At 42.4% G+C, this 23,957-nt stretch carries 21 protein-coding genes and 1 tRNA gene; 2 read left to right on the forward strand and 20 right to left on the reverse strand.

The window, feature by feature from the left end; all coding sequences use genetic code 11:
• Positions 1–56: 56 nt before the first annotated feature.
• Entirely contained in the window at positions 57–1,922 is a 1,866-nt protein-coding gene (locus W7W_RS0111175) for a [Fe-Fe] hydrogenase large subunit C-terminal domain-containing protein (protein WP_010663847.1), read from the reverse strand.
• 17 nt (positions 1,923–1,939) lie between these two features.
• Positions 1,940–2,200: a (2Fe-2S) ferredoxin domain-containing protein gene (locus W7W_RS0111180; protein WP_010663848.1), complete on the reverse strand. Its 261-nt coding sequence runs from the start codon at positions 2,198–2,200 to the stop codon at positions 1,940–1,942.
• A 157-nt stretch (positions 2,201–2,357) separates the two neighbouring features.
• Between W7W_RS0111180 and W7W_RS0111185 the strand changes: the two genes are divergently transcribed.
• Entirely contained in the window at positions 2,358–3,140 is a 783-nt protein-coding gene (locus W7W_RS0111185) for a hypothetical protein (RefSeq protein ID WP_010663849.1), read from the forward strand.
• Positions 3,141–3,144: 4 nt separating this feature from the next.
• Here the strand turns inward: W7W_RS0111185 and W7W_RS0111190 are convergent, their stop codons facing one another.
• The 3 genes from W7W_RS0111190 to W7W_RS0111200 all read right to left on the reverse strand — a co-directional run bounded on the left by W7W_RS0111190 (position 3,145) and on the right by W7W_RS0111200 (position 6,880).
• Positions 3,145–4,935: an NADH-dependent [FeFe] hydrogenase, group A6 gene (locus tag W7W_RS0111190; RefSeq protein ID WP_010663850.1), complete on the reverse strand. Its 1,791-nt coding sequence runs from the start codon at positions 4,933–4,935 to the stop codon at positions 3,145–3,147.
• A 43-nt stretch (positions 4,936–4,978) separates the two neighbouring features.
• Positions 4,979–6,157 (reverse strand): NADH-ubiquinone oxidoreductase-F iron-sulfur binding region domain-containing protein, encoded by a 1,179-nt coding sequence (locus tag W7W_RS0111195; RefSeq protein WP_010663851.1) that lies wholly within the window; start codon positions 6,155–6,157, stop codon positions 4,979–4,981.
• Between the two features lie 240 nt (positions 6,158–6,397).
• Positions 6,398–6,880 carry an NADH-quinone oxidoreductase subunit NuoE family protein gene (locus tag W7W_RS0111200; RefSeq protein ID WP_010663852.1) on the reverse strand — a complete coding sequence of 161 codons (483 nt, stop codon included), beginning with the start codon at positions 6,878–6,880 and terminating at the stop codon, positions 6,398–6,400.
• Between the two features lie 207 nt (positions 6,881–7,087).
• Here W7W_RS0111200 and W7W_RS0111205 point away from each other — a divergent pair, with 207 nt between their 5' ends.
• Entirely contained in the window at positions 7,088–7,783 is a 696-nt protein-coding gene (locus W7W_RS0111205; RefSeq protein WP_051536196.1) for an AlbA family DNA-binding domain-containing protein, read from the forward strand.
• Positions 7,784–7,790: 7 nt separating this feature from the next.
• Here the strand turns inward: W7W_RS0111205 and W7W_RS0111210 are convergent, their stop codons facing one another.
• The 15 genes from W7W_RS0111210 to W7W_RS0111290 all read right to left on the reverse strand — a co-directional run bounded on the left by W7W_RS0111210 (position 7,791) and on the right by W7W_RS0111290 (position 23,929).
• Positions 7,791–8,120, reverse strand: coding sequence for a DUF3467 domain-containing protein (locus W7W_RS0111210; RefSeq protein ID WP_010663854.1), 330 nt, complete (start codon positions 8,118–8,120; stop codon positions 7,791–7,793).
• 154 nt (positions 8,121–8,274) lie between these two features.
• The gene (gene rpoC / locus W7W_RS0111215) at positions 8,275–12,549 is read right to left on the reverse strand and encodes a DNA-directed RNA polymerase subunit beta' (RefSeq protein WP_010663855.1); all 4,275 of its coding nucleotides are present in this window, start codon (positions 12,547–12,549) and stop codon (positions 8,275–8,277) included.
• An 80-nt stretch (positions 12,550–12,629) separates the two neighbouring features.
• A complete protein-coding gene (gene rpoB, locus W7W_RS0111220; RefSeq protein ID WP_010663856.1) occupies positions 12,630–16,439 on the reverse strand; it encodes a DNA-directed RNA polymerase subunit beta in 3,810 nt (1,269 codons plus the stop codon).
• Between the two features lie 105 nt (positions 16,440–16,544).
• On the reverse strand, positions 16,545–16,922 hold the full coding sequence (gene rplL, locus W7W_RS0111225) for a 50S ribosomal protein L7/L12 (RefSeq protein ID WP_010663857.1): 378 nt from the start codon (positions 16,920–16,922) through the stop codon (positions 16,545–16,547).
• 42 nt (positions 16,923–16,964) lie between these two features.
• A complete protein-coding gene (rplJ, locus tag W7W_RS0111230; protein ID WP_010663858.1) occupies positions 16,965–17,483 on the reverse strand; it encodes a 50S ribosomal protein L10 in 519 nt (172 codons plus the stop codon).
• Positions 17,484–17,514: 31 nt separating this feature from the next.
• Entirely contained in the window at positions 17,515–18,210 is a 696-nt protein-coding gene (gene rplA / locus W7W_RS0111235; protein WP_010663859.1) for a 50S ribosomal protein L1, read from the reverse strand.
• Positions 18,211–18,225: 15 nt separating this feature from the next.
• Positions 18,226–18,669 (reverse strand): 50S ribosomal protein L11, encoded by a 444-nt coding sequence (gene rplK / locus W7W_RS0111240; RefSeq protein WP_010663860.1) that lies wholly within the window; start codon positions 18,667–18,669, stop codon positions 18,226–18,228.
• Between the two features lie 111 nt (positions 18,670–18,780).
• On the reverse strand, positions 18,781–19,320 hold the full coding sequence (gene nusG / locus W7W_RS0111245) for a transcription termination/antitermination protein NusG (RefSeq protein WP_010663861.1): 540 nt from the start codon (positions 19,318–19,320) through the stop codon (positions 18,781–18,783).
• Positions 19,321–19,344: 24 nt separating this feature from the next.
• Positions 19,345–19,539 (reverse strand): preprotein translocase subunit SecE, encoded by a 195-nt coding sequence (secE, locus tag W7W_RS0111250; protein WP_010663862.1) that lies wholly within the window; start codon positions 19,537–19,539, stop codon positions 19,345–19,347.
• A 49-nt stretch (positions 19,540–19,588) separates the two neighbouring features.
• Positions 19,589–19,661, reverse strand: a tRNA-Trp gene (locus tag W7W_RS0111255).
• Positions 19,662–19,717: 56 nt separating this feature from the next.
• Entirely contained in the window at positions 19,718–20,905 is a 1,188-nt protein-coding gene (gene tuf, locus W7W_RS0111260; protein WP_010663863.1) for an elongation factor Tu, read from the reverse strand.
• 356 nt (positions 20,906–21,261) lie between these two features.
• Positions 21,262–21,561 carry a ribosome hibernation-promoting factor, HPF/YfiA family gene (gene hpf / locus W7W_RS0111270; protein ID WP_010663864.1) on the reverse strand — a complete coding sequence of 100 codons (300 nt, stop codon included), beginning with the start codon at positions 21,559–21,561 and terminating at the stop codon, positions 21,262–21,264.
• A 19-nt stretch (positions 21,562–21,580) separates the two neighbouring features.
• Positions 21,581–22,465 (reverse strand): tyrosine-type recombinase/integrase, encoded by an 885-nt coding sequence (locus tag W7W_RS0111275; protein ID WP_010663865.1) that lies wholly within the window; start codon positions 22,463–22,465, stop codon positions 21,581–21,583.
• 89 nt (positions 22,466–22,554) lie between these two features.
• Positions 22,555–22,746 carry a 30S ribosomal protein S21 gene (gene rpsU / locus W7W_RS0111280; protein ID WP_010663866.1) on the reverse strand — a complete coding sequence of 64 codons (192 nt, stop codon included), beginning with the start codon at positions 22,744–22,746 and terminating at the stop codon, positions 22,555–22,557.
• 226 nt (positions 22,747–22,972) lie between these two features.
• Positions 22,973–23,929, reverse strand: a complete 957-nt coding sequence (locus tag W7W_RS0111290) for a helix-hairpin-helix domain-containing protein (RefSeq protein WP_010663867.1) — start codon at positions 23,927–23,929, stop codon at positions 22,973–22,975.
• Between the last annotated feature and the right edge of the window lie 28 nt (positions 23,930–23,957).

Consider the following 23,957-nt stretch of genomic DNA (forward strand, 5'->3'; position numbering starts at 1 on the left):
TAAATGACTGTTTTGAAGGCAAGCCCAACGCAGCAATTGGCGTTTTCTTGCAAGCACTATTTATTGCTGATGCCTGAATCGTCAGGACTCCCCAATTTCTGAGCTTCGATAATGGAAGTCAGTATTTTTTCGGTTTTGGAAGCACTCTCTCCCAGCAGAAAGGCAATCTGCTGAACTGTTTCCAGATTTTCACGGATGACCTCCCGCGCACGTGTTACCACCTCCTCCTTTCTAACTTCAGGGGCCGTAAGGTCACGTATAATACCTCCCACAATCCGGTGTTTCTCAATGGTAAAAACAGAGACATTCACCACCGAATCGCCAATGGTAGTATCCCTGTTGAGAAGATCCTGCCCCGATTGCAAAACAGAGACAAACAATTTGGGGAACGGCACCAGTGCCGCCAGTTCAGCCCCTTTAAGTCCCGGAATCGTTTCATTAATTTGCCTGGCATCATCCCCAAGCATCTCCACAAAACTGTTGTTGGATTCAATAATCTTCATGTCTTCATCCACAATAACCACTCCGGCTCTGATTTTATTAAGCATTGCTGTAGTTGTTTCTGCAGCCAGTCGTGCCAGTTTTTCTTCCTCCCGGGCTTTTTCTTCACTCTGCTTAAGAGCTTCTTTCGTCTTTTTAAGTTTTTCATTGGTTGCGTTCAGCTTTCCAATGTATGTATGCATTTTATGAATGGTATAAGTATAACACATCTCATAATTGGTCAGTCCCTGGCAATAAGCGACCGCAAATTCCCGACAAGAAGGATATCCACAAGCTCCGCATCCCAATTGATCCTCCACTTTTTCCTTACCCATTTCATGCAAAACGCGCTGAATTTCACTTTCTGCCGGATAAGGAAGCCGCTGGTCATGCTCTTTAAACGAGCGACTCAGATCCAGGTCCCGGAATGACTCAATCTGCTTTTGCCAGGTTTCATAATCAAAGTCCTTCAGACGTTTATTGACATATTTAATGACCTGGGACCGTCGGTAAAACTTTTTCCCTCCGGGAGATGTTCCCGGCCCCATGATACACCCCTCGCAATAAAAAAGATCAAGATGTTGCTGAAGTCCTATTTCTGTTTTAAACTCCTGAAGAGATTGGAGAAAGTTGTTACGACCTTCCGTCATTATAATGCTTGCACTCAACAAATCCTGATTGATATCCACTGCCTGCAACAACCCCCTGTTAATAGGGAAAAGCCCGCCTTTTCGACCAATTGGAGGGTCAAAATCACTAAATTTAACCGAATTTTCAGTAATATGGTTCTCAACAAACATCTCACGCAACTCCAGAAAAGTAAGCACTGCATCGGTTTTACCATCTCCTTTAAAGAAACGTACATCATCTTTGGCTGCCGCACAGGCTGTTATGTAAACAACTTTTGTATCGGCTCCGTACATTCTGTGGGTGACTTTCGCCATCGCTACATAAGGAGGTACAATGGGGGCCAGATTCTCCACCAGCTCAGGATGGTACTTCTCCACGTGATAAGACACGGGCGGACAATTGGTACTGATGTAATATTTCCCCTGAAAATTGTAAAGAAGTTCCCGATAACGAAAGGAAACCAGGTCCACACCAAAAGCGCCCTCCATTACGTAAGAGAATCCAAGGGCACGAATCATCCCCACAAACTTTCGGTAATCTGAAATATCCACAAACTCAGCAGAAATGGTAGGATCACAAATGGCCGCAACGGGCGTGTCGCCATCAAGAATATTGCGGACACGTTGTTTCTCCTCCCTTATCTCTATGGCATCCTGAGCACACATGGTCACACAATTGCCACAACCAATACAACGTGCAGGCATTATTTCAGCATGTTTCTCCACAATGCGAATGGCCTTGGCGGGGCAAACCCTGATGCAGGTAAGGCTTAAATTACACTTTTCGGGATCCACATGAATTAACTGTCCCATAAACCTCAAATTACAAATTACTCAATATCCTCACGGGAAAAAAAATCACTCAAAATATCATAAACATTGTCCGAAGTAACATTCCGGAATATCTCCCCGTTAATTTTTAATATCGGCCCGTATTCACAGAGTCCGTCACAAAGGTCACCGTGAAAAAATACCCGATCCTGAAGATCATGTTCCTTGAGAAAGCTTTTTATCAAATCCATGGTATAGCGGTTCCCTCTCGAAAAACAAGAACTCCCCAGGCATATGGTCATATCTATTTCATTGCTCATGGCGGTATATTTTGCCTTGGTTACAGTCCGAACCTGAATAATTCATGAATTAATCAGGCCAAAATTGCCATCTCACTAAAATTACATATTTTTAACACATCCCAAACACCAATCCTCTATTTGTAGGGATTAAAAATTAGCAATAAACCAAGCAACCATGGCAAGCCTGTTACTCCCCATATCGCCCGATGATGACATCAACAAATTACTGCCGGCCGTCAAACAAATTGCCGGATATCCTGATTACAAAATAATTCCTTTTACCTACAAGAGTTCAGGAAAAAAGCACCGTCCAGAACTAAATACGGAAGGATGGGAGATACGGGACTCAGAAGATGATTTATTCAAAACCATATATTCCTTTCTCTTTCCCAACAATGAAGACATTGCACTGGTTGTAATCAGTCCGCAGCTGATAAATCTGAACCGCAGAAACAAAGCCACTCGCTTTTTCTCAAAGTTCAGGAGTTTACAGGTACCTTACCTTGTATTACCTGAAATCCCCGAAGAAACATGGCAATTGAATGAAATATTTTTCCCTGTCTGCCTGAAAGACGGCGAAAAAGAAGCCTCGGCCTGGGCAGGTTTTTGGAGCAGAACCTCTGAAGCAAATCTTCATCTTCTTTATCCCGAATTCAGGAATAAAACAACAAGACAATATTTACAAAGAAATATGGCCTTTATACGGAATCTTTTTCACCAGTCCAACGTTACTTTTGACACCATTTCTGCAGGACAAAAAAGAAAAGAGGCCAGACAAAAAGCGATGGAACTGGCCAAAAGTTCAGTGGACACCCTGCTTGTAATGCCCGCTACAAGACTCAATTCTCCGGAATATGTTTTTACGGGACCTCCGGAAATCCGGTTATTAAAAAACCGGGGCAATACCCCGGTTCTTTTTGTCAATCCCCGTCATGATATGTATGTACCCTGCGGGTAAAAATTTAATACCTGTTTCTCGGAGTATAGGTGGTATGAAGCAACTCATGGGATTTATGCCCCAGCGGTTCCACCAGAAACTCCTCATAAATCTGGATGATTTCCGGGTTTTCATGCGATTTACGAATTTTTTTCCCCGCATCTTCACGGTAAATAGCCTCTGCCCTTTTCTTTCGAATCTCAGGCGAAGTTGGCAACGGCTGACCTCCACCTCCCAGGCAACCTCCCGGACAAGCCATAATTTCTATAAAGTGATAATCAGCCTCTCCGTTTTTCACTTTCTCCATCACCTTCTTGGCATTCGACAATCCATGAGCTACGCAGGTTTTCACCTCCACCCCATCCAGAAAATCCCATTCAGGCAAAGGATTCTCAATTTTCAGCGAAGCCTCCCGAACTTCCTCCATTCCTCTGACAGGAAGAATATTCAACCCATCGAATGGCACTTCCCTTCCGGTCACTACTTCGTAAACAGTTCGGAGAGCTGCCTCCATGACTCCTCCCGTTGCTCCGAAAATAACACCGGCTCCAGTACTCTCTCCCATTATGCTGTCGTAATCATCATCGGGGAGGGATTTAAAATCAATACCTGCCTGCTTCACCATCATGGCCAGTTCGCGGGTTGTCACCACAAAGTCCACATCCTGATATCCGCTGGCCCGCATTTCCGGCCTGTTGGCCTCAAACTTTTTGGCAGTGCAGGGCATCACCGAAACACTGACCATATCGGAAGGATCAACCCCTATTTTATTGGCATAAAATGTCTTGGCCAAAGCTCCAAACATCTGCTGGGGAGATTTAGCCGTGGAAAGATGCTCCAGAAAGTCAGGGAACGTATGTTCAATAAACTTGATCCATCCAGGAGAGCAGGAAGTGGTCATTGGAATCTTCACGTCCGACTCTTTATCTTTCAGTACCCTTTTTAATCGTTGAAGCAATTCATTTCCTTCTTCAATAATGGTCAAGTCAGCCGACCAATCAGTATCCAGCACGGCATTAAAGCCAAGCCGTCGTAATGCAGCCACCATCTTTCCGGTAACAATTTCTCCGGGATCCATATCGAGTGCTTCTCCCAGTGCAATTCTCACAGCCGGAGCCGTCTGCACTACCACATATTTATCCGAATTATCAATGGCATTCCAAACCTCATTAATATATGTTTTCTCGGTAAGGGCTCCGGTAGGGCATCTGTTTACGCACTGGCCGCAATTGGTACACACCACTTCGTATATTGGTTTGTCAAAAAAGGTGGAAATCTTCATTTCGCCACCTTTATGAGCCACAGTCAGTGCCCCGATGCTTTGTATCTGGTCGCAGGTCCGCACACATCGCTGGCATCTGATACACTTGGAATCATCTTTTATAATTGAGGGCGAAAATTCGTCTATCGTATAACCTTTCAAAGGCACCAACGGCAGGAATCCACTCTCTCCCACAATATATTCATTGGATAAAGTCTGAAGCTCGCATTTCCCATTTTTATAGCAGGTAGTACACTCAGCGCGATGCTCGGAAATCAGTAATTCAATGATTTGCTTACGCGCATTGCGAACCTTCATGCTGTTGGTAAGAATTTCCATCCCCTCGCTAACCGGGATGGCACAAGAAGGCTGCAAACGATCCACGCCGACCTGCTCTACCACGCAAACCCTGCAGTTTCCTGCCACACATAAGTCCTCATGATGACACAACGTCGGAATCCGAACATTCACTTTACGGGCAGCTTCCAGGATGGTGGCCCCTGCATCAACAGAAACACTGAGATGGTCTATTTTAAGATTCACTTTCTCAACCATAACTATTAAAATTTTATTAACGCAAGCACCAAAACAGGCCTGATTAGTATATCATCTCTTCACGAAAATTTTCAACAATAGAACTAAATGAATTGGCCACCGATTGTCCCAATCCACATTTTGCTGTAACCCTCATTGTTTCGGCCAGTTCCAAAAGCTTTTCAAGATACTGCGATGACTTGTCACCTCTCTTAACAGCCTCTATTCCCAGCAGCAATTGTTGTGTGCCAACTCTGCAGGGCGTGCACTGACCGCAACTCTCCTCCACAAAAAAATCGAGATAATTGTGCAAAACATTGTACATGGAACGTGATGAGTTAAAAATCATCATAGAACCTCCGGTAGGCAAACTGATACCTGTAAGTTTCCCTTTATAGCCAATAACCGTTTTATCGAATTTTTTCCGGGGCACACAAAAGCCGGCAGCCCCTCCCACCTGTACTGCCTTGGCATCACCGTCGCCGAAATCGTCCACAAATTTCTGCAGGGTCATGCCAAATTCCAGTTCATAAATTCCGGGAATTGGTGTATCACCACTTACCGAAAATACCTTACTCCCCCGACTGTCCTTAACTCCCAAATCCCGGAACTTCTCAGGACCATACTTAAAAATAGAATAAGTATGAGCCAGGGTTTCCACATTATTAATTACAGTAGGCCCGTTTCGATAACCTGAATCTGTAGGAAAAGGAGGTTTATTTCGTGGTTCTCCCCGGTGCCCTTCCATGCTTTCAAAAAGCGCCGATTCTTCCCCGCAGATATAAGCACCACAACCCAGAAATATCTCAACCCTGAAAGGAAAACTGAGGCTGTCGGCAAGTTCATGAAACTCATCAATAGCCTTTTGAAGCTTAGGAATTAAAAACTTGTATTCCCCCCTAAGGTAAATAAAACCTTTTTGAGAACCGATAATTCGTCCGCACACAGCCATCCCCGTAAGCACTTTATGCGGAACACTGGAAAGAATCTCCCGATCCTTAAAAGTCCCCGGCTCCCCTTCATCGGCATTGCAGATAACATATTTTTCCTGACCGTTAGCGTCTGCAGTCAGCTTCCACTTCAATCCTGTTGGGAAACCTGCCCCGCCACGCCCCTTTAAACCGGAACTTATCAAATCTTCAATCAATTCCGCATTGGACCGGTTAAGGGATTTCTCAAGAATAGCAGCCGAATCATGCTCATTCTTAAATATTAAGTCGAGACGTTTAAGACCTTTTTTCATAATGCAGGATTTTCTGAAATAAAATTATTCCCATTGAAACGAACATGATATTTTTTAAGCATAAAAATCACAAACCGCGTGTCGCTAAAGCTACAGCGGAGGCACAAGAATATGGTTAAAAAATATTATGTGAGAGCGAAGCAGTTCCATTAGTTCTCAAATTTTTAATTAGTTTTTTATCAGACAATTACAAAGTTTTAAACGATTGAAAGCAATCAGTGCAATTTCAAGTGGAACAGATCAGGAGGCTGATTTTTGTGCATTCAACCTGTATTCGTTGATAATATCTCTTACCTTACCCGGAGTTAATTCTGTATAAGGCACATCATTAATAAGCATGGCCGGCCCTTTATGGCATTGTCCCAGACAATTTGTTTCTTTCAACGTAAAAAGGCCATCAGGAGTGGTTTCTCCCAGTTTTATTTTCAACAACTCTTCAAGTTCTTTTATTACCTGATTCTTCCCATGCATCATACACGTAATGGTTTTACAGACCCGTATCACATATTTCCCACATTTTTCTGTTTCCAGAAATGAGTAAAATGTTGCAGTACCGTAAACCTTAGCCGCGGAAACATCCAGTTCCCGGGCAATCTCAACCATGGCATCTTCAGGAATAATATGATTGTCCTCATAAACATTTTCCAAAATAGGAAGTAAACTTTCAAGTCCCCTGCCATGGCGGTCGGCAAGTTTTTTAATGTAATCAACTGAATGAGGCATAGCGCTGATTATTAAATAAATATCAGAATAAGGATTTTTTTCTTTAATAAATTTCAGTCAATAAAATAGCGATGTCCATGACTTTTGTCATGCACCCCCTCTGATTTGTTAATTTTTATTAATTCTAAACACCAATACCAAATAGCCACATTTTTTTCAGATTCCCCGTATTTTTCCCGAAATTTGTGCAACAAAACAAAAGCTGAAGTGAAGAATTACTTACATAAACTGATAGCCGAAGGAGAGCACGTTCAACAGGATTTCAAATATGCCATCAATGACAGCCGAAAAATAGCCCGGTCACTGGCAGCATTTGCCAATACAAAAGGAGGACGATTGCTTGTGGGAGTGAAAGACAATGGCAGAATTGCCGGTGTTTCTTCAGATGAGGAGTTTTATATGGTCGATGCAGCAGCCACACGATATTGCCGACCACCTGTTCATTTCGAATCACATGAACACGTAATTGATGGCAAAACGGTGGTTGAGATAATTGTTCCTAAAAGTGAAAGAAAACCCCACAAAGCCCCCACTAAAGATGGCAAATACAAGGTTTATGTGCGCGTAGAGGATCAAAACCTGCTCGCTAATCAGATATTATTGAAAGTCTGGCTGCGCCAAAGAAAAAACAAAGGAACCTTCTTTCAGTTGAAGGAGCCGGAACAATTACTGCTAACCCGCCTCAGCAACGAAGATCCATTTATTACCCACACAAAATTTGCCCGTATTGCAGGCATATCACGAAAAAAAGCAGAAAAAATACTGGTCAATCTTATTGTGATGGGAATTATCGATATTAAACTCACGGAAAATGGTGCTTTTTACTTCCTGAAAGAGACTCCTGACAAAAACGAAGAAAAGGAAACAGCTACCACATCACCGGTTTTTAAAACCATTCGCTAAAAGACTATTAAGCCTGTCCTGCAGGGCCAAAGTTCATTGGAGGAAAACCACTGCCATGATCGTTAGGGCCGGCAATATTCTTAATGGGCCCATGAATTTCCTCAAACCTGGAAATATTCTCCTTTAATGCCTGAAGCAACCTTTTGGCATGTTCTGGGGTCAGTATTACCCGGGATTTCACGGAAGCTTTGGGCACCCCCGGCATTACCCTGGCAAAATCAACCACAAACTCCGACGGAGAGTGACTGATAATGGCAAGATTGGAATAAATGCCCTGCGCAACTTCCTGGTTTAACTCAATTTTAACTTGTCCTTTTTTATTGTTCTGTTCTTCCATTTTCTCATTTTTTAATGAAGCATAAAGGTATAAAAACAAGATGATTTTATACCAAAATCACAAGCGAAACACAAACAAAAAAGCGCAACCCCTATAAAAGAGTTGCGCTTTTGTTTATAGATATTTCCTCTTAATCAGGAAATAATTTGCACTATTAGTCCCTGACAGTCTCTGATTCGCGCTTATTGACCAGTTTATCATATTCTTCCTGAGAACCAACGATAATCTTGTCATACTCACGCAATCCGGTACCGGCAGGAATCAGGTGTCCGCAAATAACGTTCTCTTTAAGACCGTCTAGCTTATCTATCTTACCCTGAATTGCAGCTTCATTCAATACTTTGGTTGTTTCCTGGAAAGAAGCAGCCGACATAAAGCTCTTAGTCTGCAACGCAGCACGGGTAATACCCTGAAGTACCTGCCCCGACGTAGCAGGAACAGCATCCCTGGTCTGTACAAGTTTCAAGTCCTTCCGTTTCAGTTGCGAATTTTCGTCTCTCAAACGACGGGCATTCACAATCTGTCCAGCACGCAAGGTATTAGAATCACCGGCATCCACAACTACTTTCTTACCCCAGATCTCATCATTCTCTCCCATGAATTCGATCTTATCAACAATCTGACGCTCCAGGAATCTGGTATCACCGGCATCGGCAATCTCCACCTTACGCATCATTTGACGCACGATAATTTCAAAGTGCTTGTCATTAATTTTCACACCCTGCAAACGATATACATCCTGAACTTCGTTCACAATGTACTCCTGTACAGCAGTAGGTCCTTTAATGGCAAGGATATCAGAAGGCGTTGTAGCACCATCAGAAAGAGGTGTACCGGCACGAACATAATCGTTTTCCTGCACAAGAATCTGTTTGGAAAGAGATACCAGATATTTCTTAACCTCACCATTCTTAGAAGTAACGATAATTTCACGGTTACCCCGCTTAATTTTTCCAAATGCAACCTCACCGTCAATCTCGGAAACAACCGCAGGATTGGATGGGTTACGCGCTTCGAACAACTCGGTAACACGCGGCAGACCACCGGTGATGTCACCGGAACGTCCCATGGCACGAGGAATCTTAGCCAATGTCTCACCCTGCTTAATGTCATCACCTTCATCCACGGAGATGTGAGCACCTACAGGAAGGTTGTATGTTTTAAGCACCTCACCTTTGGAATCAAGTACCCGCAATCCGGGGTTCTTAGTCTTATCACGGGTTTCGATGATTACCTTTTCACGATATCCGGTTTGTTCATCAGACTCTTCTTTGAAGGTAATACCGTCAATCATATTCTCGAAAGAAACCTTACCGGTTTTCTCCGTAATAATCAAGGCATTAAACGGATCCCATTCACAAATCAAATCCCCTTTCTTCAAATCGGTACCATTCTTAATATAAAGTTTGGCACCGTAAGGAATTGGTTGTGTAGTAAGAGAGATATTGGTGTTCTTATCTACAATACGCAACTCAGCCAAACGGCCAATTACCACATCAACATCAGTTCCTTCTTCAGTAGTGAAAGGAACAGTGCGCAACTCATCGAATTCAGCTTTACCCTCATATTTGGCAAGCATACTGTTCTCTGAAGTTACGTTTGAAGCAGTACCACCCACGTGGAACGTACGCAGTGTCAACTGAGTACCAGGCTCACCAATGGACTGGGCAGCGATAACACCGACAGCCTCTCCTTTGTGAACCAGCTTACCGGTAGAAAGGTTACGACCATAACACTTGGTACAGACACCTTTCTTCGACTCACAAGTCAATACTGAACGAATCTCAACCCTTTCAATGGGTGAATCCTCAATAGTGCGTGCTTCAGTCTCGGTAATCTCGTCACCACTCTTCACAATAATCTCGCCGGTATTGGGATGATAAACATCGTGCACCGATACACGTCCAAGAATACGTTCATAAAGAGAAGCAACAACTTCTTCATTGCTCTTAATAGCCATTGCCGTAAGACCCCGAAGCGTTCCACAATCTTCCTCATTGATAATCACATCCTGAGAAACATCAACCAGACGACGGGTCAGATAACCTGCATCCGCAGTCTTAAGTGCGGTATCCGCAAGACCCTTACGGGCACCGTGTGTAGAGATAAAGTACTCAAGTACCGAAAGTCCTTCCTTAAAGTTAGACAAAATCGGGTTCTCGATAATTTGACCACCTTCAGCGCCGGACTTCTGCGGCTTGGCCATCAAACCACGCATACCGGACAACTGACGAATCTGCTCTTTCGACCCCCTCGCTCCCGAGTCAAGCATCATATAAACGGAGTTAAATCCATCTTTATCAGAGCTCAACTGGTTCATTAACGTTTGTGTCAAACGGGCATTAACGTGTGTCCAGATATCGATGATCTGATTATATCGTTCATTGTTGGTAATGAATCCCATATTATAGTTATTCATTACCTCTTCAACTTCAGCATAACCTTCATCAACCAAAGTAACTTTCTCCGCAGGAATAATCACATCCTGAAGGTTAAACGACAGACCACCTTCGAAGGCAAGCCGGTAACCCAGTGACTTGATATCATCCAGGAAGTTAGCAGTTTTTGGAGTACCACAAACTTTATGAACTTTACCAATGATATCACGCAGAGATTTCTTGGTCAATAAGGTATTGATGTATCCCACCTCTTCAGGAACAAACTCGTTAAAGAGAATTCGTCCTACAGTGGTCTCAATCATTGTTTCAACAAGTTCGCCCTGCTCATTAAGATCATTGGTCTTAACGGTCACCTTAGTGTGCAGTTCAACCTGTTTCTCGTTGTAAGCAATTTTAGCCTCTTCGGGAGAATAGAAAACAAGCCCTTCATTTTTAGCTCCGGGTCTTGCTTTTGTCATATAGTACAATCCCAAAACCATATCCTGCGAAGGAACGGTAATAGGAGCTCCGTTAGCAGGGTTCAGAATGTTCTGACTTGCAAGCATCAGCATCTGAGCCTCCAGAATTGCAGCATTGCCCAATGGAAGGTGCACCGCCATCTGGTCACCGTCGAAGTCGGCGTTAAAAGCCGAACAAGCCAACGGGTGCAACTGAATAGCCTTACCTTCGATAAGCTTTGGCTGGAAAGCCTGAATACCAAGTCGGTGAAGCGTTGGAGCACGGTTCAGCATCACCGGATGCCCTTTCAAAACATTCTCCAGAATATCCCAAACAACCGGATCCTTGCGATCCACAATTTTCTTGGCAGATTTAACAGTTTTTACAATACCTCTCTCAATCAATTTACGAATGACGAAAGGTTTGTAAAGTTCAGCAGCCATATCTTTCGGAAGACCACATTCGTGCATCTTCAGTTCCGGTCCAACAACAATTACCGAACGAGCTGAATAATCAACACGTTTACCAAGCAGGTTCTGACGGAAACGTCCCTGCTTACCTTTCAAACTGTCGCTCAAAGATTTCAGTGGACGGTTGGCATCCGTTTTAACTGCGTTTGATTTACGTGAGTTATCAAACAAAGAATCCACAGACTCCTGCAGCATCCTCTTCTCATTACGCAAAATAACCTCAGGAGCTTTGATCTCAATCAGACGCTTGAGTCGGTTGTTCCGGATAATTACCCTGCGGTAAAGATCGTTAAGATCGGAAGTGGCAAAACGACCACCATCCAAGGGAACAAGAGGTCGCAATTCCGGAGGAATTACAGGAACCACCTTAACAACCATCCATTCAGGACGGTTAACCCCTTTGGATTCACGGAACGATTCCACCACCTGCAAACGTTTCAAAGCCTCGTTTTTACGCTGCTGAGAAGTTTCTGTGTTGGCTTTGTGACGCAAATCATAAGACAGTTCGTCCAGATTCAGCCGCGACAAAATCATATGCAAAGCATCCGCTCCCATCTTGGCGATAAACTTATTAGGGTCATCGTCATCAAGGTGCTGATTGTCTTTTGGCAGACTGTCAAGAATATCCAGATATTCCTCTTCAGTGAGGAAATCCATATATTTCACACCGTCAGCTCCGGTAACTCCGGCTTGAACCACCACATAGCGCTCGTAATAAATAATTGAATCCAACTTCTTGGTTGGAAGACCAAGAAGATACCCGATTTTGTTGGGTAACGAACGGAAATACCAGATGTGCGCAACCGGAACCACCAGCGAAATGTGGCCCATACGTTCGCGACGGACTTTCTTCTCTGTCACTTCAACACCACATCGGTCGCAAACGATACCCCGGTAACGAATCCGTTTATATTTTCCGCAATGACATTCATAATCCTTTACAGGACCAAAAATGCGCTCGCAGAACAAACCATCCCGTTCAGGTTTGTAAGTACGATAATTTATAGTTTCAGGTTTAAGCACCTCACCGCTGGAACGTTCCAGGATTTCCTCCGGTGAAGACAACCCGATGGTAATACGGGAAAAATTACTCTTGACTTTCTGATCTCTTCTGAATGCCATATATAGCCGAGTATTAGAAGTTTTTAACTAAAAGAGGCATATTGTGCTCTCCCAATAAAGGAAAGCACATAGCCAGAGTACTATTCAAGATTCACACTCAAACCAAGACCGCGCATTTCATGCAGCAATACATTGAGTGATTCGGGGATGCCCGGCATTGGAAGCGGGTCACCTTTCACAATGGTCTCGTAAGCCTTGGCACGACCAAGTACATCATCCGATTTCACTGTGAGAATCTCCTGCAATATGTGAGAAGCACCAAATGCCTCGAGAGCCCAAACCTCCATCTCACCAAAACGCTGACCACCAAACTGAGCTTTACCACCTAGTGGCTGCTGGGTGATGAGAGAATAAGGCCCGATAGAACGTGCGTGCATCTTGTCCTCAACCATATGGCCAAGTTTCAGCATATAAATGATACCTACTGTAGCGGGCTGGTGGAATCGTTCTCCGGTACCACCATCATACAGATAACTCTTACCAAAATCAGGCACACTGGCTTTGCGCGTCCAGTCTGTCAGATCCTCATTTGAGGCACCGTCAAAGATCGGAGTAGCAAACTTAACTCCAAGAACATCCCCTGCCCAGGCAAGAACGGTCTCGTATATCTGACCAAGGTTCATCCTTGAAGGTACACCCAACGGGTTCAATACAATATCCACAGGCGTTCCATCCTCAAGGAATGGCATATCCTCCTGACGAACAATACGGGAAACAATACCTTTGTTACCATGTCGTCCGGCCATCTTATCACCCACTGTAATTTTACGCTTCTTAGCAATGTAAACTTTTGCCAGCTGCACAATTCCTGCAGGTAACTCGTCACCAATGGTAAGATTGTATTTTTGTCTCTTCTCTTTGGCTTCAAGCTGTTTATATTTCATCCGGTAATTGTGAATTACCTTGGAAATAAGCTCATTTTTATCTTTGTCGGTTGTCCACTTATTGGGATTAACTGACAAATAATCAAGATCCTGAAGAATTTTCTGAGTAAACTTGGTTCCTTTGGAAATAAGATCAGCTCCGAGATAATCTTTAACGCCCTGGCTGGTTTTGCCATTAATAAGAGAGAAAAGCTTATCAACAAGACGGCCCTTGATTTCGTCAATAGAACGATCGAACTCCTGATCAATCTTAGCCAGTGCAGGTTTATCGCTTGTTCTGTTTTTGCGGTCTTTTACCACACGTGAGAACAATTTCTTATCGATAACCACACCAGATAATGATGGAGAAGCTTTCAAAGAAGCATCCTTCACATCGCCTGCCTTTTCACCAAAGATAGCCCTCAGCAGTTTCTCTTCCGGAGTCGGGTCACTCTCCCCTTTAGGGGTAATTTTACCAATGAGAATATCACCGGGCTTCACATGCGCACCAACACGAATAAGACCATTTTCATCCAATTCTCTGGTCGCTTCTTCACTTACGTTGGGAATATCAGAGGTCAGTTCTTCCAATCCGCGTTTTGTGTCCCGCACTTCAAGTGAATACTCATCAATATGCACCGACGTAAACACATCCTCACGGACAAGTTTTTCGGAGATAACAATAGCATCCTCAAAGTTGTAACCTTTCCAGGGCATAAAAGCCACTTTCAGGTTACGTCCCAGTGCGAGTTCACCTTTCTCGGTAGAGTAACCTTCGGTCATAATCTGACCCGGCTCAATACGATCACCTTTCTTAACGAGCGGTTTCATATCTACCGTAGTGCTCTGGTTGGTTTTCTTATATTTAGTAAGTTTATACCTTTTTGTTTCAGGTTCAAAACTCACAAATTTCTCTTCATCAGTAAGATCATATCGTACCACGATCTCCTGGGCATCAACAAACTCAACAACACCATAACCTTCGGCAACAATCTGAGTACGTGAATCACGAATCAGTTTACCCTCCAGTCCGGTACCCACAATAGGTGCCTGAGGCCGCAACAAAGGAACAGCCTGACGCATCATGTTAGATCCCATCAAAGCGCGGTTGGCATCATCATGCTCAAGGAAAGGAATCAACGAAGCAGCAACAGAAGCAATCTGGTTAGGAGCAACGTCCATCAGGTCTATTTCCTCTCTGTCAATGAGCGGGAAGTCACCATCGTGACGAGCCTTAACCTTACTATTAGCAAAAACACCACCTTCGTCAAGAGGAGCATTTGCCTGCGCAATAATTTTTGACTCTTCCTCTTCTGCAGTAAGATAATAAACACCCTCATTGGTAAGATCCACCTTACTGGTTTCAACTCTACGATAAGGAGTTTCAATAAATCCAAGATTATTGATTTTCGCAAACACACAAAGAGATGAGATAAGTCCAATGTTTGGTCCTTCAGGCGTTTCAATAGGACACAAGCGACCATAGTGCGTATAGTGAACATCACGAACCTCAAATCCGGCACGTTCACGAGACAAACCACCAGGTCCGAGAGCTGACATCCGTCGTTTATGAGTAATCTCAGCCAACGGGTTGGTCTGATCCATAAACTGCGACAACGCATTGGTACCAAAGAAACTATTAATAACCGAAGAAAGGGTTTTACTGTTGATCAGATCAATAGGCGTAAACACCTCATTGTCACGAACATTCATTCGCTCACGAATGGTTCGGGCCATACGAGCCAGACCAACACCAAACTGATTGGCCATCTGTTCACCAACGGTACGAACGCGACGGTTACTCAGGTGGTCAATATCATCAACCTCAGTCTTAGAATTGATCAGTTCAATCAGATATTTAATAATCGCGATCATATCATCACGAGTTAATACCTTCGTATCCAGATCAATATTAAGATTCAGTTTTTTATTCAGTCGGTAACGCCCAACATCCCCCAAATCGTAACGTTTATCAGAAAAGAACAACTTGTCGATAACGTCACGGGCAGTAGCCTCATCCGGTGGTTCGGCATTCCGTAATTGTCGATAGATGTGAACAACAGCTTCTTTCTCTGAGTTACAGGGGTCTTTTTGAAGCGTGTTATAAATAATAGCAAAATCAGAAAGGTTCTGATCTTCCTTATGGAGTAAAATAGTCTTGGTCCCGGAATCGATGATTTCCTCAATGTGTTCATCTTCCAACACAGTTTCCCGGTCAATAACCACTTCATTTCTTTCAATAGAAACTACCTCCCCTGTATCTTCATCCACGAAGTCTTCGATCCAGGTTTTTAGGACACGGGCAGCAAGCTTTCGGCCAACTACCTTTTTCAAAGCAGTTTTGGAAACTTTAATTTCATCAGCAAGATCAAAAATTTCCAGGACCTCTTTATCACTTTCGTATCCAATAGCTCTTAACAATGTGGTAACAGGCAATTTCTTTTTCCTGTCGATGTAAGCATACATCACATTATTAATATCGGTAGCAAATTCAATCCAGGAACCTTTAAAAGGAATAATTCTGGCAGAATACAATTTAGTTCCATTGGCATGCACGCTCTGACCGAAGAAAACACCAGGAGACCTGTGCAACTGCGATACGATGACCCTTTCGGCACCATTAATAATAAAGCTACCTTTATCGGTCATGTACGGAACAGTACCCAGATAAACATCCTGAACAACGGTATCAAAATCCTCATGTTCCGGGTCGGTACAATAAAGTTTAAGTTTGGCTTTCAGGGGGACACAATAGGTCAGTCCTCTTTCGATGCATTCTTCAATGGTATAACGGGATGGATCGATTCCAAAATCCAGAAACTCGAGCACAAAATTGTTTCGGGTATCCGTAATCGGGAAGTTCTCCATAAAAACCTGCCATAACCCCTCCTGTTTCCTTTCCTCGGGGGTAGTCCCCATCTGGAAAAATTCACGGAAAGATTTCAGCTGAATTTCCAGGAAGTCAGGATAGTCCAGCTGGTTTTTGATGGTAGCAAAGCTAATCCTTTCGGTAGTAATTGGAGTCATCTATCAACAAATTATTTGAACTTAAACATATAAGCATAAAAAGGTTTAGGATCCCATAATCATGGGTTCCTAAACCGTCACCATATTTCAGGTATATTGTCCTGTTTACTTAAGTTCAACTTCTGCTCCTGCTTCTTCTAATTGAGATTTAAGGCTTTCAGCTTCTTCTTTAGATACTTTTTCCTTGATCGGAGCGGGAGCTTTATCCACAACTTCTTTGGCTTCTTTCAGGCCAACACCGGTCATTTCCTTAACCAGTTTTACGATGGCAAGTTTAGAACCACCTGCTGATTTCAGGATAACATCAAATTCAGTTTGCTCAGCAGCGCCTTCAGCTTCACCGGCAGCAGCACCACCAGCAACAGCAACGGCTGCAGCAGCAGGTTCGATGCCATATTCTTCTTTCAGGATTTCAGCAAGCTCGTTAACGTCTTTCACAGTCAAATTCACTAATTCTTCTGCAAGTTTTTTAATATCTGCCATTGTTCTAGGTATTAAATAATTTCAATTTCAGTTTGTAAAAATTTATTCTTTTTCACTAAGGGTCTGGAGAATTCCATGAATTTTGGTTCCTCCGGATTGCAGCGCGGAAATAACGTTCTTCGCAGGTGACTGCAGAAGACCGATAACATCACCAAGCAATTCTTCCTTAGATTTGATGGTACTAAGTGTCTCTAATTGTTCACTACCCATATAAACGGATTCCTCAACATAAGCACCTTTCAAAACAGGTAAACTTGTAGTTTTTTGGAATTCCTTAATCAATTTGGCAGGAACATTTCCTGTATTACAGAAAAGAACAGCAGAAGTACCTTTAAAGGCTTCCTCCATGCCTTCCACCTGCTTTTCGCTTTGCTCAAGGGCCAGTTGGAAGAGGGTGTTTTTAACCACCATCATCTTAACGTCCTTATTAAAACAAGCACGACGCAAATCGCTGGTTTGAGAGGCATTCAACCCAAGGGTATCAGCCACATAAAAATGACTGTACTCATTGATTTTTTCTGAAAGCTCTTTAATCAGTGCGCTTTTATCTGTTTTTTTCATGATTCCTAATACTCTTCAGTTAACATTAATATTAAACCTCAACCGACTTGGGTTCAATGCGAATACCGGGACTCATGGTACTAGAAAGCGCGATGCTCTTAATATAGGTACCTTTAGCAGCTGAAGGTTTCAGCTTGATAATGTTACCTACAAATTCACGCACATTCTCTGTAAGCTTATCGGGCGAAAAAGAGACTTTTCCAACGGTAGAATGGATAATTCCATACTTGTCCACTTTAAAGTCAATTTTACCAGCCTTCACTTCGCTAACAGCTTTAGCAATATCCATGGTTACAGTACCACTTTTGGGGTTAGGCATCAGACCGCGAGGTCCGAGAATCCGGCCCAAAGCACCGACTTTAGCCATAACACTGGGCATAGTAATGATAACATCAACATCGGTCCAGCCTTCTTTGATTTTATCGATATACTCATCCAGTCCAACGTAATCGGCACCTGCTGCTTTAGCCTCCTCTTCCTTATCGGGAGTACAAAGAACCAAAACTTTGGTTTCTTTACCTGTACCATGAGGAAGCGTAACAACTCCGCGCACCATTTGATTGGCTTTCCGGGGATCAACTCCCAAACGGACGTCAATATCAACAGATGCATCGAATTTAGTTTTGGTGATATCCTTCACCAACTGAGCAGCTTCTTCAATGGGATATTGCTTTCCGGCATCGATTTTTTCTAACGCTAACTTCTTATTTTTTGTTAGTTTTGTCATTGTTGCAAACGGATTTTAATTGTTAACCGGAAAATCACCATCAACTGTGATTCCCATACTTCTGGCAGTACCAGCAACCATCCTCATTGCAGATTCGACTGTGAAGCAATTCAAGTCACTCATTTTGTCTTCAGCAATAGCTTTCACCTGATCCCAGGTAACTGAAGCAACCTTTTTACGGTTGGGTTCAGCAGAACCGGATTTTAGTTTAGCTGACTCCAGCAACTGCACAGCAGCAGGAGGAGTTTTAACTACAAAATCAAAAGATTTGTCTTTGTAAACTGATATGACAACAGGTAAAACCTTACCGGCTTTTTCCTGTGTACGAGCATTGAATTGCTTACAGAATTCCATAATGTTCACCCCTTTGGCTCCCAATGCGGGACCTACCGGAGGTGATGGATTTGCTGCGCCACCCCTAATCTGAAGTTTAATTAAATTTTCTACTTCTTTAGCCATCGTAGCAATTCGTGTTGGTTATTAATAATCAGGATTATTGAGAATAATATCTTTTCCACCTGCAGAGGCAAGAAACTTGCCCTGGAAGCTCCGCTGCTCGATGAACGAACACTATTCTTTTTCTACCTGTAAAAAGCTTAATTCTAGAGGTGTTTTGCGTCCGAAGATCTTCACCATAACTTTGAGTTTGCGCTTCTCTTCGTTTACCTCTTCAATCACCCCGTTAAATCCGTTAAACGGACCGTCAACAACTTTTACGGTCTCTCCCACATAAAACGGGATGCTGATTTCTTCTTCATTTTCGGTCAACTCATCTACTTTACCAAGCATACGGTTCACCTCTGATTCACGCATCGGAACAGGGTTGTCATCACCCAGAAATCCTATAACGTGTGTAATACCTTTGATAATATGAGGAATTTCTCCGACCAATGAAGCTTCAATAAACACATAACCAGGATAAAAAGTACGTTCTTTATTAATCTTTTTCCCGTTACGGATCTGATATACTTTTTCGGTTGGTATCAATACCTGGCTGACATAATCCTGAAGGTCACGGCTGGCGATTTCACTTTCTATGAATTCTTTGGCCTTTTTTTCCTTCCCGGTAACAGCCCTTACCACATACCATTTCTTTTGAATATCACTCATCGGAATAATTCCTTCTTCCAGTTTTTAATACAATTGTTGATAAATCCACTGCAAGACATTGTCAAACGAATAGTCCATCGCATAAACAATACCTGCAATAATCACAGACGCCACCATTACAACAATAGCACTGTTCTGAAGCTCAGGCCATGTTGGCCATGAGGTTTTGTTTATCAGTTCATGATGAACATCCTGAAAATAGGCTTTTATCTTTTTCATATTCTATCTTGTACTTTGCTCTTTACCTTTGGGCAATCAAACATTTTCGCACGGGAGGAGAGACTCGAACTCCCGACACCTGGTTTTGGAGACCAGTGCTCTACCAACTGAGCTACACCCGTATTCATAAAGATGGAGAAGCACATAGCCTCTCCATCTTCTATATGTTTTGGAATGCTTATTCCAGAATTTCAGTTACCTGACCGGCACCAACAGTACGACCACCTTCGCGGATAGCGAAACGCAGACCTACGTTAAGAGCTACGGGATAAATCAGGCTAACAGTAATCGTTACGTTATCACCAGGCATAACCATTTCTGATCCTTCAGGAAGAGTAATCTCTCCGGTTACGTCCAGGGTACGCAAGTAGAACTGGGGACGATATTTGTTATGGAATGGAGTATGACGTCCACCCTCTTCTTTTTTCAACACATAAATCTCAGCCTTAAACTTGGTGTGAGGAGTGATTGAACCTGGCTTAGCCAAAACCATACCACGCTTAATCTCTTTTTTATCTACACCACGAAGAAGAAGACCTACGTTATCACCAGCCTGTCCGTCGTCCAAAATCTTACGGAACATTTCAACACCGGTACAAACGGTTTTCTTAGCTTGAGCACCAAGACCAATCATTTCCATTTCATCACCAGTGTGGATTACTCCGGTTTCGATACGTCCGGTAGCAACGGTACCACGACCTGTAATAGAGAATACATCCTCAACAGGCATCAGGAAAGGCTTCTCGTTGTCACGCTCAGGAGTAGGAATCCAGGCGTCAACAGCGTCCATCAGTTCCATGATTTTTTCTTCCCACTTCTCTTCACCTTCCAGTGCGCCAAGAGCAGAACCTTTGATGATAGGAGCATCATCGCCGCCAAACTCGTAAAAGTTCAACAGATCACGTACTTCCATTTCAACAAGCTCGAGAAGCTCTTCATCGTCAACCATGTCCACTTTATTCAGGAACACAACGATTTTAGGTACGTTTACCTGACGTGCAAGCAGGATGTGCTCGCGGGTCTGAGGCATAGGACCATCAGTACCGGCAACAACCAGAATCGCTCCGTCCATCTGGGCAGCACCAGTTACCATGTTCTTCACATAGTCGGCGTGACCAGGACAGTCAACGTGTGCATAGTGACGTGCTTCAGTCTGATACTCAACGTGAGCAGTGTTAATAGTAATACCCCTTTCTTTTTCCTCAGGAGCATTATCAATAGAATCAAATTCTTTGATTTCGGACCAACCTTTCTTTGCCAACACTTTTGTGATAGCAGCAGTCAGAGTAGTTTTACCATGGTCAACGTGACCGATGGTACCGATATTAACGTGAGGCTTCGTCCTTTGAAATGTTTCTTTAGCCATAACTCGAAATTATTAGACAATTAGATATAAATTGAAACCACTTATTTACTAAAAATAAACATCTTAGCGTCTGTTTTTAAGCAAAAACGCCTGATTTTCGGGCCATAAAGATAAACATTTTCAATGCAATAATCCATAATTAAGGTTCTTTTTTCCAAAAAATCAGCACAATAACCTCTGCTGACCTGGAAACAAAAAAGCTATTTATCCTTTTGCCCATTCATTTTAATAGGCTGATTATTAACTATAATCAGCCTATTAAAATGATATTTGGAAGGTTATTCACCTACCAAAAACGGTGTGCAAATGTATAATATTTTTCAAACAGCACAAAATAATCAGGCACTCTTTTTTGACTATTTGGCTTTTAACTTTTCTTTGCGTTTAATCAATTGTTTACGCAAGGCTTCGCATGTCTGATCAACAGACTCTTCAAATGTTTTACTTTGTTTTTTAGCAAATAAATTACTACCCGGAATATCCAACTCAATTTCCGCAACTTTATTTTCCGAAGTCTCAGCCTTATCGAGGCGAAGCGTTACCTCTGCTCCAATGATGCTGTCGGAAAACTGATCGAGTTTCCCAACTTTCTGATTGATGAAATCTTCAAGTCTTTCTGCGGTATCAAAATGTACCGATTCAATAGTAATGTTCATAGACACTCCTCCAACTTATTTAGGCCCTGGGATGGGCCTGATTATAAATAGATGATAATTTCTCAAATGTATTATGGGTGTATATCTGGGTAGCATTAAGGTTGGCATGCCCAAGCAATTCTTTAATTGCATTAATATCTGCCCCCCTGTTAAGCAAAATGGTAGCAAAAGTATGTCTCAACACATGCGGACTTTTTTTGGCCATGGTCGTAACAGCTCTCAGATGCTTATTTACAATCCGGTAAACCAATTTATGGTAAACGGGATCTCCCTTATCGGTAAGAAAAAACCCAATTTTGTTCCGATCAGGGAAAGAGGAATTCCGCACCTCCACATATTTTAAAACATTGCTCTTAGTGCTTTGGTTCATCGGCACAAGCCGCTCTTTATTGCGTTTCCCAAGCACCTTGACAAGCCCGGAAGAAAAATCAAAACTATCGTCCCTTAAGGCAATCATCTCTGAAAGACGAATTCCGGTTCCGTAAAACAAATCGATAATCGTTTTATCGCGCACTCCGGTAAAATCATTTCCAAAAGGAAACTGATCAAGCAATAAGTCCATTTCCTTCTCTTTGACAAAGTCAGGAAGATTTTTCGAAAGTTTAGGCAAAATTACTCCTTCTGCAGGAGACGTTTCCATAACCCTCTCCCGTAAAAGAAATTTAAAATAAGCTCTAAGAGAAGCAACTTTCCGATGTATTGACCTCGGCTTTAGATTATTGTAATGAAGCGCCACTACCCAGTTTCTGATAAACCTCGTTTTTACTTTACGTTCATCCTCCACACCCATCTCTTCCATATACGAGGCAAATTGTTTAAGGTCTGCTTCATATGCAACCAATGTATGATTGGAACAACGCTTTTCGAATTTAAGATATTTTAGAAACGGGTCGATATATAGCATAAAAAAACGCCTGACTTTTCAACTAATGGTTTAAACGAATATACGAAAAAACCGCTGAAAAGTCAGGCGTTTTGAAAAAGAAATTTTGTCTATTCCGTATCTTCCTGAAGCTTCTGAATATAGGCTGCTTTTTTAAGCTCTTCCCTGCGCTGAACAGACGGCTTAGTAAAAGCCTGGCGACTGCGGATTTCACGCATTGCACCAGTTTTTTCAAATTTACGTTTGAATTTCTTCAGTGCTCTTTCAATATTTTCTCCTTCTTTAATAGGAACTACGATCATGATATTCGTCTTTAATATTTTTAAACTTCAATTTTTTAAAACTAAAATAAGCTTCCACTTCTCACAAAGTGCAGAAACCTAATTGGGAATATTTGTAAAATCAGTTCTTTTTCTTAAAAAATAAACAACCAACCTCCAATCTTTTAGACGGTTATAAAAAAGAAAACAATGTTTCCAAAATCAGGTGCAAAGAAAATGAAGATTATTGATTGAAACAAGTTAATTTTCATTTTTCTGCTCTTTTCAGGCTATTTTTCTCATTAAAACAAAGATAGGGAAGTACCCTTTCCAAAGATTCCTTATCAAATGATTTGAATGTTTCCAAAACACTCTTATTGGCAACAACCCCATTTTTCTTTTGATATTCAACAATTTCCCTCGCCTGATAGAAGTTAACATAAGGATGAGCTTTAAGTTTTCTAAGCGCAAAGGTGTTGACATCCATTTTTACAACATCATCTGGTGAGACCACAAAACAGTCGCTTACTTCATCTACCAGCCCGGAGGGCAACCCATAAACCTCCCTGAGTTGTTCCACACTGTAAAAACCACCCAACAGATTTCTAAAGTCAACAATACGACGGGAAAAAACAGGACCAATCCCCTTAATTCTTTGCAATTCGAGTGTATCAGCTTTATTCAGGTCTATAATTAAAAGAGGCTCATCATTAAAGCGTTCTGTCCCGAAATCAACCGTCATTTCTCCACCAGCATTTCCCTTTTCCGGTTTGTCATATTTATCCGGTTTTATCCCGGAAGGGTCTTCAATTTTCACAAATGGCAGCATTTGGGTCAGCATTATAGAATCCAGACCATAAATTTTCCCAATTTCCTCACCTTTGTAAAAAACGCCACCGGCTTCCCGAAATTTTATCCAGTTTATTATTACATAGGAAGGGATTCCCATGCGGGAAAGTTTTGTGACAGAAACCGTGTTCGGATTGAATGTGGAAAAGTTAAATTGCCTCCTATTCCGGAGCACCGAAGATTCAGTTTCTGATTTCATTTTGGAGGACTGTTCCAACTCTGAAAGAATTTCAACTTCAGAAATCACTTTTATTTCAGGAGGTTCAGAAACAACTGGTAAAAGGAATCTAATGACGACCAGAAGAACAATCAAAAAACTCAGTAAAACCAGGCCATATTGTTCTCTTCGGGAAAAGGCAAGCCAATCTTTCCACATGTTTTTTTGAGGCAAGATAAATCATAAC

The organism is Marinilabilia salmonicolor JCM 21150 (genome assembly GCF_000259075.1).
Taxonomy (GTDB): Bacteria; Bacteroidota; Bacteroidia; order Bacteroidales; family Marinilabiliaceae; genus Marinilabilia; species Marinilabilia salmonicolor.

Coding starts and splice junctions, on each gene's coding strand:
- W7W_RS0111200 (WP_010663852.1), bottom strand. CDS start 6,880: ATGCCTCATTCAGTTGATTACATTAAAAAACTTGCCGACCGCCATGGC.
- rpoB (WP_010663856.1), bottom strand. CDS start 16,439: ATGACTCCAATTACTACCGAAAGGATTAGCTTTGCTACCATCAAAAAC.
- rplL (WP_010663857.1), bottom strand. CDS start 16,922: ATGGCAGATATTAAAAAACTTGCAGAAGAATTAGTGAATTTGACTGTG.
- W7W_RS0111180 (WP_010663848.1), bottom strand. CDS start 2,200: ATGAGCAATGAAATAGATATGACCATATGCCTGGGGAGTTCTTGTTTT.
- W7W_RS0111290 (WP_010663867.1), bottom strand. CDS start 23,929: ATGTGGAAAGATTGGCTTGCCTTTTCCCGAAGAGAACAATATGGCCTG.
- rpsU (WP_010663866.1), bottom strand. CDS start 22,746: ATGATCGTAGTTCCTATTAAAGAAGGAGAAAATATTGAAAGAGCACTG.
- W7W_RS0111210 (WP_010663854.1), bottom strand. CDS start 8,120: ATGGAAGAACAGAACAATAAAAAAGGACAAGTTAAAATTGAGTTAAAC.
- W7W_RS0111185 (WP_010663849.1), top strand. CDS start 2,358: ATGGCAAGCCTGTTACTCCCCATATCGCCCGATGATGACATCAACAAA.
- tuf (WP_010663863.1), bottom strand. CDS start 20,905: ATGGCTAAAGAAACATTTCAAAGGACGAAGCCTCACGTTAATATCGGT.
- rplA (WP_010663859.1), bottom strand. CDS start 18,210: ATGACAAAACTAACAAAAAATAAGAAGTTAGCGTTAGAAAAAATCGAT.
- hpf (WP_010663864.1), bottom strand. CDS start 21,561: ATGAACATTACTATTGAATCGGTACATTTTGATACCGCAGAAAGACTT.
- W7W_RS0111275 (WP_010663865.1), bottom strand. CDS start 22,465: ATGCTATATATCGACCCGTTTCTAAAATATCTTAAATTCGAAAAGCGT.
- nusG (WP_010663861.1), bottom strand. CDS start 19,320: ATGAGTGATATTCAAAAGAAATGGTATGTGGTAAGGGCTGTTACCGGG.
- rplJ (WP_010663858.1), bottom strand. CDS start 17,483: ATGAAAAAAACAGATAAAAGCGCACTGATTAAAGAGCTTTCAGAAAAA.
- W7W_RS0111190 (WP_010663850.1), bottom strand. CDS start 4,935: ATGGTTGAGAAAGTGAATCTTAAAATAGACCATCTCAGTGTTTCTGTT.
- secE (WP_010663862.1), bottom strand. CDS start 19,539: ATGAAAAAGATAAAAGCCTATTTTCAGGATGTTCATCATGAACTGATA.
- rpoC (WP_010663855.1), bottom strand. CDS start 12,549: ATGGCATTCAGAAGAGATCAGAAAGTCAAGAGTAATTTTTCCCGTATT.
- rplK (WP_010663860.1), bottom strand. CDS start 18,669: ATGGCTAAAGAAGTAGAAAATTTAATTAAACTTCAGATTAGGGGTGGC.
- W7W_RS0111175 (WP_010663847.1), bottom strand. CDS start 1,922: ATGGGACAGTTAATTCATGTGGATCCCGAAAAGTGTAATTTAAGCCTT.
- W7W_RS0111195 (WP_010663851.1), bottom strand. CDS start 6,157: ATGAAAAAAGGTCTTAAACGTCTCGACTTAATATTTAAGAATGAGCAT.